The sequence below is a fragment of the Nonomuraea sp. NPDC001684 genome (assembly GCF_053596515.1).
Genome location: NZ_JBSFGJ010000815.1, coordinates 1 through 1,925, shown reverse-complemented (window position 1 = coordinate 1,925; position 1,925 = coordinate 1). Strand labels below are relative to the sequence as shown.

The window sequence follows — 1,925 nt, the reverse complement described above, 5'->3', positions numbered from 1 at the left end:
GCCCCGGCCACCCACCGCGCGACGTCGTCCGCGGACACCTCCCGCGCCCGGATCTCCCGCACGTCCACGTCCGGCTGCCAGGGTTCGCCGACGAGCTGGCGCAGCCCGTGCTCGCTGGAGCGGAAGCGGGTGCGGAGGATCTCGTGCCGCCCGGTCAGCTCGGCCGCGGCCCGGCGCAGCGCGCCGTCGTCCAGCCGCCCGGCCGCCCGCCAGGCGACGGTTTCCTGGTAGGAGCCGGGCAGCAGGCGGTCGGCCAGGTGGATCTGCCGCTGGGTGGCCGAGGCCGGCGCCTCGTCCGCGCCCGTCTTGCGCAGGTCGGCGGCGTTTCCGGCGAGCGCCTCGACGTCGAGCTTGCCGTTGACGGTCAGGGGCAGGCCGGGCACGGTGGCGTAGGCGTGCGGGATCATGTACGGCGGCAGCCGTTCGGCCAGGTGGCGGCCCAGCTCATCGGGCGTCGGCGGGGCGCCCGAGAGCACCAGGTAGGCCGCGATCCTGCCCTCGGAGCCGCCCTCCAGCAGCACGGCCGCGTCGCCGACGCCGGGGTGCTCGCGGAGCCGGGCGGTGATCTCGCCCGGTTCGATCCGGTAGCCGTGCCACTGGAACTGGTCGTCCATGCGGCGCACGTAGAGCAGGCCGCCGTCGGGGCCGCGGCGGGCCAGGTCGCCGGTCCGCAGGAGCACGTCCGCGCCGAACGCGTCCCGCACGAACCGTTCCCGGTCGAGCTCCGGCCGGCGCAGGTACCCCGCGGCGACGCCCGCTCCGCCGAGCCACATCTCGCCGGTCGCGCCCTCCGGGACGAGCCGCCGTCCCGTACGCGGGTCCACCAGGTGCACGCTGGTGTGCGGGAGGGGGTGGCCGATCGGGCTGACGTCCCGTTCGCAGTCCTCGGCGGTCACCTCGTGGGCCGTGGCGTGGATGGTGGCCTCGGTGATCCCGTACAGGTTGACCAGCCGGACGCCCTGATGGCGGCGGCGCCAGTCGCGCAACCGCGGCGGGTCCAGCCGCTCGCCGCCGAACAGCACGTACCTCAGGTCCGGCAGCGGCTTGGGGTCGGCCTCGTCCACGGCGACGAGCCGGGCGAAGGCCGACGGTGTCTGGTTGAGGACGGTGACGCGCTCGCGCAGCAGCGTCTCGCGCAGCGCCCAGGGGTTCTGGACGTCCCCGTCCGGCAGGACGACCAGCCGGCCGCCGGTGGCCAGGCAGCAGAAGATCTCCCAGACCGACAGGTCGAAGGCGCAGGAGTGGAACTGCGCCCACACGTCGTGCGGTGAGAAGCCGAAGGGGAAGTGCGGGCCCGAGATCCGGGACACCACGTTGGCATGGGTGACCAGGACGCCCTTCGGCCGCCCCGTCGTGCCCGAGGTGTACAGGCAGTAGGCGGGCGACGACCCCGGGAGCTCCGGCAGCGGGCCGTCGCCGGACGGCCCGGCCGCCGCTGGGAGGGCGTCGAGCGTGACGGCGCTGTTCCCGCCGGACGGGGTCTCCTCGACCAGGAGCCGGCTACGGCTGTCCTGGAGGATGAACGAGGCCCGGGATTCGGGATGGCGGGGATCGATCGGGACGTACCAGGCGCCCGCCAGGAGCGTGCCGAGGATGGCCTCCACGGTGGCGGGAGCTGGCGGCAGCCTGAGCGCGACGGGATCTCCCGGCCGGACCCCCGCTGCGGTCAGACCGCCCGCGATCCGGGTGGCCCGCCGCCACAGCTCGCCGTACGTGACGCGCTCGCCGTCCCCGACGACCGCCACCGCGTCCGGCCGAGCCTCGGCCTGTGCCCGGACGAGGCCGTGGACGGTCGCGCCGGACGCCGCCCGCGCCGCCGGGGCCGGATCCGGGCGGGTCACGAGGTCGAGGTCGCCCAGCCGCCGGTCCGGCGATCCGGTCACCGTGTCCAGCAGCGCGCCCAGGTGGCCGGTCAGCTGTCCGAC

At 75.7% G+C, this 1,925-nt stretch carries 1 protein-coding gene; it reads right to left on the bottom strand.

Translation table 11 applies throughout. The features are described from left to right. Window positions 1-1,925: amino acid adenylation domain-containing protein (locus ACWCSD_RS52090; protein ID WP_449927261.1), on the bottom strand; the 1,925-nt coding region annotated here is incomplete at both ends.